General features: G+C 63.5%; 6 protein-coding genes. 2 read left to right on the forward strand and 4 right to left on the reverse strand.

What is annotated here, in order from left to right; translation table 11 throughout:
- The coding region (locus AC1DX0_RS26305; RefSeq protein ID WP_477357357.1) for a LysR substrate-binding domain-containing protein at window positions 1–841 on the forward strand (841 nt) is incomplete at its 5' end.
- A gap of 44 nt (window positions 842–885) precedes the next feature.
- On the opposite strand, the gene AC1DX0_RS26310 is transcribed toward AC1DX0_RS26305, so the two are convergent.
- Together AC1DX0_RS26310 and AC1DX0_RS26315 are read right to left on the reverse strand one after the other, a co-directional pair.
- On the reverse strand, window positions 886–2,037 hold the full coding sequence (locus AC1DX0_RS26310) for an efflux RND transporter periplasmic adaptor subunit (RefSeq protein ID WP_477357359.1): 1,152 nt from the start codon (window positions 2,035–2,037) through the stop codon (window positions 886–888).
- Window positions 2,038–2,052: 15 nt separating this feature from the next.
- The gene (locus AC1DX0_RS26315; RefSeq protein ID WP_477357365.1) at window positions 2,053–5,232 is read right to left on the reverse strand and encodes an efflux RND transporter permease subunit; all 3,180 of its coding nucleotides are present in this window, start codon (window positions 5,230–5,232) and stop codon (window positions 2,053–2,055) included.
- Window positions 5,233–5,720: 488 nt separating this feature from the next.
- Between AC1DX0_RS26315 and AC1DX0_RS26320 the strand changes: the two genes are divergently transcribed.
- Window positions 5,721–6,311 carry a TetR/AcrR family transcriptional regulator gene (locus AC1DX0_RS26320; RefSeq protein ID WP_477219733.1) on the forward strand — a complete coding sequence of 197 codons (591 nt, stop codon included), beginning with the start codon at window positions 5,721–5,723 and terminating at the stop codon, window positions 6,309–6,311.
- Window positions 6,312–6,645: 334 nt separating this feature from the next.
- Here the strand turns inward: AC1DX0_RS26320 and AC1DX0_RS26325 are convergent, their stop codons facing one another.
- Complete coding sequence (locus AC1DX0_RS26325; RefSeq protein WP_477357361.1) at window positions 6,646–7,668, reverse strand: LacI family DNA-binding transcriptional regulator; 1,023 nt, start codon at window positions 7,666–7,668, stop codon at window positions 6,646–6,648.
- Window positions 7,669–7,806: 138 nt separating this feature from the next.
- On the reverse strand, window positions 7,807–8,495 hold a 689-nt coding region (locus AC1DX0_RS26330; protein WP_477357363.1), incomplete at its 5' end, for an ATP-binding cassette domain-containing protein.

Consider the following 8,495-nt stretch of genomic DNA (forward strand, 5'->3'; position numbering starts at 1 on the left):
GTCCTCGGCGGCGGTCAGCCAGCAGTCCTCGGCGGCGGTCAGCCAGCAGATCCGCAATCTCGAAACCTGGTTCGGCAAGYAATTGTTCGTGCGCACAGGCAACCGCATCACGCTGACCGACACCGGCCACGCCATCTACCCGCAGACGGCGCGCGCTTTGGGCGACATAGCCGCTATGGGCCAGCGCATGCTGGAAGGCGGCTTGAGGACACGGCTTGTCGTCAGCGTGCCGTTCTCGCTGGCCGAACTGTGGCTTGCGCCGAGGCTGGCGGCCCTTCTCGATGCCTTCCCGCATATGGCGATCGACGTGCGGGCGGAAGACGATCCGATCGACCTGATGCGCCAAAATGTCGACCTGCGCATCTCCTATGGCGACTATCACTATCCCGGCCTGCGCATGGTTCGTCTCGTCCATGACGATGTGCTGCCGGTCTGCGCGCCGGAATTCTGGCATCGGCACGGCAATGGCGATCCGGGTCTCACGGGCCTGCATGAGAGTCTGTTCATCCACACCAACTGGGGCCCGAACTATGCCTCGCACCCGAGCTGGGCCGATTGGTTCGCGGCATGTGGCGGCAGCCGCTCACCCGACCCGTCGCATGGGCGCCGTGTCGGCCTGTCCAGCCTGGCGATCGCTTCAGCAAGGCTAGGTCTGGGCATTGCGCTTGGCCAGCGTGTGATGGCGCAGGCCGATCTGGAGGCCGGCCGCCTGATCGCGCTCTCGTCAGTCTCGGTGCGCCTCGGTCATCCCTATTGCGCGTTCATGCCGCCGGCCAAGGCCGACCGCGCCGATGTCGCCGCTCTCGTCGGCCTGCTCGTGAAAACGGCGCCCGCGACCTGAGAAAAGGTCGGGGGCGCCGCGCGGAAACCGGGCCTGCGGGGGGTTCAGGTAGCCGGTTTCTGTGGCAGTGGCGAGATCGGCATTCCAGGTCCGATCTTCTGCAGATTGCCTGTGATCACCTGGTCGCCTTCAGCGACGCCGCTCAGGATAGCCACCAGATCGCCGCTGGTCGGGCCGAGCGAGACCAGCCGCTGGTCGACCGTGTTGCCCTTGCCGACGACGTAGAGATACTTGCCGAGCTGGCTCGAACCCAGCGCCGTCTGCGGCACCATCAGTGCGTCCGGCTGCTGCCTGATATGCAGTCGCACGCGGACATATTGACCGGCCATGAGCGTGAACTTCGCATTGCCGATGGTGGCGCGGGCGGTGATCGTGCCGGTCGAATGGTCGACCGTGTTGTCGATGAAGGTGAGTTCGCCCTTCTGGCTGGTCTCGGTTTCACCGGGAAGCAGAACCTCGACCTCGATCGGGCCATCTGCGCGGGCCTGCTCGATCTCGGTCAGATCCGTCTCGCTCGGATTGAAGGTGACATAGATCGGGTCGAGCTGCACCAGCGTGTTGAGCACCGTGCCGGCGACGCTGACCAGCGTTCCGACCGAGGCCTGGTTGCGGCCCAGGCGCCCGGTGAACGGCGCATGGATCTCGGCATAGCTCAGATTGAGCTCCGCCGTGCGCACGGCCGCCTGGTTGAGCGCCAGCGATGCCTGCGCCTCGCGCAAGGTGCTGGTGCGCTGATCGAAGCTGTCCTTGTCCAGGTAACCGCTCTTGGCSAGCTCGSTGCCGCGGCCGAGATTGGAMCGSGCATARTCGAGYGTCGCCGTRTCGCGCTGSACYTGSGCYTTCGCCTGGTCGAGCGCGGCCTGGAAGTCGTCAGGCGAGATCTTGTAGAGAAGGTCGCCCTGGCGGACGTCGGCGCCGTCTTGCGCTGTCTGTTCCTGCAGATAGCCAGGCACGCGTGCCTGCAGCGTGATGCTGCGGATAGGCTCGATGCGGGCGGCATAGTCGAGATAGATCGGGATCGTCTTCTTGATCACGCTCGCCACCGGCACCGGCATGACGAATGCCGCTGGAGCGGGCGCAGCCCCAGCCGTACTGGCGCTGAGCCTGAGGTTGCCCATGTCAAGCAGGTGGACGCTGGCCACCGAGATCGCACCCAGTGCGACAGCCGTTCCCAACGCGATTTTCCATTTACGCATAATTAGTCTCCAATCTTATTCGGCCGCTTCCGCCAGGGGAGGGAAGGCGGTTTCGGCAGCTGGTTCAGTATGCTGGGAGGAGGCGGGTTCGCCGCTTTCGCGGCGCTCCCGCAATTGTTCGATGACCGCGTAGAAGACCGGCACGAACACCAGCGACAGGATGGTCGCGGCGACCATGCCGCCAAACACGGTGGTGCCGATCGACTGGCGGCTTGCAGCACCGGCGCCTGTCGCGAACATCAGCGGCAGCACGCCGAGGATGAAGGCGAAGGCGGTCATCAGGATCGGCCGGAGTCTCAGCCGCGCGGCTTCCATCGCCGCCTCGACGATGCTGAGGCCTTCCTCGCGCCGCCGTCTGGCGAACTCGACGATCAGGATGGCGTTCTTGGCCGCCAGGCCGATCAACATGACGAAGCCGATCTGCGAATAGACGTCGATCTGCATGCCGCGCACCCAGAGGGCTGCGAAGGCGCCGAACAACGCCAATGGCACCGCCAGCAGCACCATGAACGGCATCGCCCAGCTCTCATACTGCGCCGCCAGGATGAGGAAGACGAAGACGATGGCGAGGCCGAAGACGACGGACGCGATCGATCCTGCCTTGAGCTCCTGGAAGGTGATGCCGGTCCATTCGAAACCGAAATCCCTGGGCAGTGCAGTGGCCGCGGCCCGTTCCATGGCAGCGACGGCCTGGCCGGAAGAGAATCCCGGTGCGGCACCGCCATTGATCGAGGCCGAAGCATTGTTGTTGTAATGCGGCACGGTTTCCGGCCCAACGAACGGCACCAGCTTGCCCAGTGTGCTGAGCGGCACCATGCCGCCCGAAGCATTGCGCACATAGAGCCGCGAAATGTCGGCAGCACCCGCACGTGCATCCTTGTCGGCCTGGATGGTCACCCGGAAGGTGCGGCCGAACAGGTTGAAGTCGTTCACGTAGAGCGAGCCGAGATAGATCTGCAGCGTGTTGAAGACATCGGGCAGATTGAGGCCRAGCAGYTTGGCCTTGCTGCGGTCGAGGTCGTAGTTGAACTGCGGCGTCGAGGTCGAGAACGRCGAGAACAACTGCTGCGGATTGATYTCCGGCTGCTTGCGCGCCTCGGCGATCACGGCGTGCGTCGCGTCGTTGAGAGCCGCGCTACCGCGGCCGGTGAGATCCTCGACGACGAATTCGAAGCCGCCCGTGGTGCCGATACCCGGTATCGAAGGCGGATCGAAACTCAACGCAAAGGCTTCCGGTATCTGCAACAGCTTGCCGCGCACGTCGGCAACCAGCTTCGATGCGCTCTGGTCGGGAGTACGCTCCTCCCAGGGCTTCAAAATGGCGAACTCGACCGCCGAGTTCGACTGCGCGGCACTGGTCAGGAAGTTCAGGCCGCTGATCGAGCCGACAATGTCGACGCCGGGCGTTGCCTGCAGGATGTCGCGCGCCTTCTGCGCCACCGCGTCGGTGCGCTCCAGCGAGGCACCGTCGGGCAACTGGATGACGACGAAGAAATAGCCCTGGTCCTCGACCGGAAGGAAGGTCGAGGGCAGCTTCTGCCAGACGAAATAGGTGGCAACCAGCCCGGCCGCGAACAGGCCGAGCATGATCCAGCGCAAGCGGATGAGAATGCGCACGCCATGGGCGTAGGCATGCGACAGCTTGTCGAAGCCCGTATTGAACCAGCGGAACAGCACGAATTGCGTCGCGCCGCGATGGCGCAGGAAGGCGGCGCTGAGCGCGGGGCTGAGTGTCAGCGAATTGAAGGCGGAAATACCGACCGAAATCGCTACCGTCAGGGCGAACTGGTTGTAGAGCTTTCCGGAAACGCCGGGAATGAAGGCGACCGGCACGAACACCGCCATCAGCACGGCGGTGGTGGCAATGATCGGGCCGGTGACTTCGGCCATGGCGGCCTTGGTCGCCGCCAGTGGCTTCAGTCCGGCCTCGAGCTGTCGTTCGACATTCTCGACCACCACGATGGCATCGTCGACGACAAGGCCGATCGCCAGCACCATGCCGAGCAGGGAGAGCATGTTGAGCGAGAAGCCCATCATCTCCATGACGACAAGCGTCGCGACCAAGGACACCGGAATGGCGATGGTCGGGATGATCGTCGTGCGCCAGCTCTGGAGGAAGATGAACACCACGGCGACGACAAGCACCAGGGCTTCGCCGAGCGTGATCAGCACGTCATGCATCGAGGCCGAGACGAAGCGCGTCGTGTCGTAGTGCATCGCGTACGCGACGCCCTTCGGGAAACGGCCGGACAGCTCCTGCATCTTGTCCTTGACGCGCTGCTGAAGGTCGAGCGCGTTGGAACCGGGCATCTGATAGACAGCGAGCACGACGGTGGGGTCCTTGCCGAAGAAGGCCGAGGACGAATATTGCAGCGCGCCGAGTTCGATGCGGGCGACGTCGCGCAGCCGCACCAGCGAGCCGGTGTCGGTGTTGGCGCGCACCACGATGTCGCCGAATTCCTTCGGGTCGCTCAGGCGGCCGACGGCGTTGACCTGCATTTCGAAGGCGGTGCCGGCGGGCGCCGGCGACTGGCCGATCTTGCCGGCCGCCACCTGGACGTTCTGTTCGGCGATGGCATTCTGCACGTCGACGGCGGTGATGCCGAGATTGGCGAGCTTGTCCGGGTCGAGCCAGACGCGCATCGAATAGCGCCGTTCGCCGAAGATCTGCACGTCGCCGACGCCTTGCAGGCGCTTCAGCGGATCGACGACCTGCAGATAGGCAAGGTTCGAGAGCGCCACCGGATCGATGGACTTGTCGGGCGAGGTGAGGTTGACGATCAGGACGAAGTTCGGGTTCTGCTTCTTGATCGTCACGCCGCCCTGGTTGACGATCGCCGGCAGCGACGAGGCCGCTTGCGAGACGCGGTTCTGGACGTCGACGGCGGCGGTGCTCAGGGAATAGCCGACATCGAAGGTGATGGTGATGGTCGAGGAGCCGTCATTGGAGCTCGTCGACGACATGTAGGTCATGCCTTGCACGCCGTTGATCTGCTGCTCAAGCGGCGTCGTCACCGTATCGGCCACGACCTGCGCGCTGGCGCCCGGATAGTGGGCGCTGACCACGACCTGGGGCGGSGTGATGTCGGGAAACTGCGAGACCGGCAGCAGGAAATARCAAATCGTCCCGGCGAGCACCATGATGATGGCGATCGCCGAGGCGAAGATCGGACGGTGGATGAAGAAGTTTACCACGACACACATGCCTCGCCGGCTGCTCTTGCCCGCCCGAAGGCGCTGGCAACCCTGGACAACTGGCCGTGCCCGTCACGGGAGGCTTCCCGTGACCGCAGCAACGGCACCTCGCGACGCTGCCCATCGGCAAGCGAGCGAAGCATTGTCTCGAAGGCGCGGGGGTCGACCCCATCTGCCTTCATGACCAGCCGGATCATCGGATCCCGGACGGCCTCATCTATGGTAAGATCGCGGCGCTGTGGCATTGGCCGGCTCCTTGTCTGTCGATTCGCAGCCCATGCTCGCGAACCGTTTTTCATCTCTTCACCGGCCGGAGCCGCATGAACCGCAGTTTTTCGCTCATTCCGATCTGGCAGGACCAGTCACGGCCTTGTTATTGACGGAAGGCGACATAGGTGTTACCAGTAAGTAACATTTGCATAGTTACAGACCGGTAACACCCTAGTCAAGAGGTGGCCGTGGTTTTTAGGAAACGAAAGGAGATCATGATGACAGACGGCGTCGTGGAGCGCTCACGTCCCCGGGATCGAATCCTGGAGACGGCGCGTGACATGTTCCACAAGCATGGCATCAAGGGCGTCGGCGTCGACGCCATCACCGAAGCTGCCGGCACGAACAAGATGACGCTCTATCGTCACTTCGAATCCAAGGACGAACTGATCGTCGAGTGCCTGCGCGCCACCGCGTCCAAGGCCGGCGCGATGTGGGAAGGGTTCGAAGCCGAGTTTCCCGGTGACAAGCTCGCACAATTGCATGCCTGGATCCGCATGGCCGCTGACTGCCTGACGGCTGACGGCCGCGGCTGCGACATGGCCAATGCCGCCGCTGAGCTGACCGAGCCGGACCATCCGGCCAGGCGTGTCATCAAGGAAATCAAGGAAGCCCAGCGCGACCGCCTTGTAACGATGTGTCGCGATGCCGGCATCGGTCAGGCTGAGCTGCTCGCCGATACGTTGTCGTTGCTGCTTGAAGGCGCGCGCGTCAGCGTGCAGACGGTGGGCACCGAAGGGCCGAGCACGCAGTTCGTGCGCATGGCCGAGGGGCTGATCGTTTCCTTCCGGGGCACCGCCGCCGGTTGAATTGAACCGCCGCTGACGCGCCATTCCATCGTGCGGTCGAGCGCGATGCGTGGCGCGCTTTGGCGTCGGTGATAACGGCTATTTCTCCCGTTTGAACGAAAAAAGCCCGCTGCCGGGAGGAGGTGGCAGCGGGCTCGATTTCGAATGTGGCGCGGGAGGAGGTGCACCCCATTCAGCGTCGGCATCGCATCTGGGAGGAGTAGATGGCCGACAACCAGAACCTACGAGTTGCCCAATGATTCGGCAACAATGAATTGTGCATAGCAGCTGTGCAGATTTGCCGTACCAATTATCCTACAAATACGGGGAGCCGGCTGGCGCGGGCTCCTCCGCCTCACTGCACCGGCACGTTTTCCCTGAAAATCAGGCGCGGCTCGATGAATTTACGGGTGAGATAGGGCGCCGATGAGGCAATGGAACCGAGCAGACGGATGACCGACTGTTCGGCGATCAGCCTGGCGTTCTGGTCGATGACGACGTCGGCGAGATCGTCGACAAGATAGCCACGCGTTTGCTTGGTCAGGTCGTGGCAGATGAACACCGGCTTGCGGTTGGGCCTGGATTCGCGGATGGCCTTCGCCACGCCGGAGCGTCCGGCCCCGACGCAATAGATGCCAAGCAGTTCCGGTTCGTTGTGCAGCGCCTTCATGGTCTCGGCATAGCTGGCGTCCGGTTCGTCATTGATCTCGACGGCGCTGCTGACGGTCAGGTTGGGAAATTCCTCGCCAAGCACCGAGCGAAAGCCCATTTCACGCTCTTCATGGCCGCGATAGGAGCGCGAGCCGACGACCATCGCCAGATGGCCCTCGCGACCACCGAGGAAGCGACCCATAAGAAGTGCCGCCGTTCGTCCAGCCACCCGGTTGTCGATGCCGACATAGGCCGAGCGGGGAGCGGTCGGAATATCGGACACCAGCGTCACCAGGCGAATGCCGGCCTCGACGATGTCGCGCAGGATGTTGCGGGTTCGGGGGTGGTCGACGGCGATGACACCGACGCCATTGGCCTTCAGCGACAGGTTTTCGACGGCGCTCTGCAGCGCGTTCGGCGAGATGCCGGCGAGGTTGTGGATCCGGCAGGACGCGACCAGCGGCAGGCGCGATGCATAGTCCTCGATGTGCCTTGCCAAATCCTGCATGAAGGCGTTGCTGCCGATCGRCAAGAAGAATTCGAGGTTGGCGGGCTTCGAAGGAAGCGTCACCTGATCAGCGACCGGCAAATAGCCAAGCTGCTTGGCGGCCTCCATGACGCGCTGCCGGTTGGCTGCACTGGCACCGGCCCTGTTATTGAGCACCCTGTCGACCGTCGCGGTCGAGAGTCCGCAATTCCTGGCGATGTCAGTGACGGTGGCCTTCATGACGCAACCCTATGCGCCGATACGATGGCGCGCCAGATAAGCCGATGTGGCAGGCGATGTAATCTGAGGGACCGGTGATCGACACCCATCACCACAATACGCATTCGGCTGCTTCGACAAGACGGTTCCGCTCCGTCCTCAGTGCGACGGCTTGCCGTCGGCGACGGCGTCGCGGATTTCCTTGTCCGACATGCCGGTGATGATCCGTTCGACTTCCGTCACATTTGTCTTCTTCGGGTCGATGTCGTCGGCGACCACCTTGCCCCGGCGCATGACGACGATGCGGTCGACCACCTGGAAGACATGGTGGATGTTGTGCGCGATGAAGATGCAGGAATGGCCGGAATCGCGGGCGCTGCGCACGAAGCTCAGCACGCCTTGCGTTTCGGCGACACCGAGATTGTTGGTCGGTTCGTCGAGGATGATGAGGTCGCTGTCGAAATGCATGGCGCGCGCGATCGCCACCGCCTGTCGCTCGCCGCCGGAGAGCGAACCGATCGGCGTCGTCGGCGGAATGTTCTTCGAAATGCCGACCTGTTTGAGCAGGTCGCGGGCGACAGTGTTCATCGCCTCCTGGTCCATSCGGTTGAGGAAACGCGGCGGTTTGATCGGYTCGCGCCCGAGGAAAAGATTGCGSGCRATCGACAGYTGCGTGACCAGYGCCGARTCCTGRTAGATCGTCTCGATGCCATGGGCGATGGCGTCGCTGGTGCTGCGCAGGCTGACCTTCTTGCCACGGATGAAGATGTCGCCGCTGGTCAGCGGCACGGCGCCCGACAAAACCTTGATCAGTGTCGACTTGCCGGCGCCATTGTCGCCGAGCAGGC

Source organism: Mesorhizobium sp. P3_A9 (assembly GCF_056402975.1).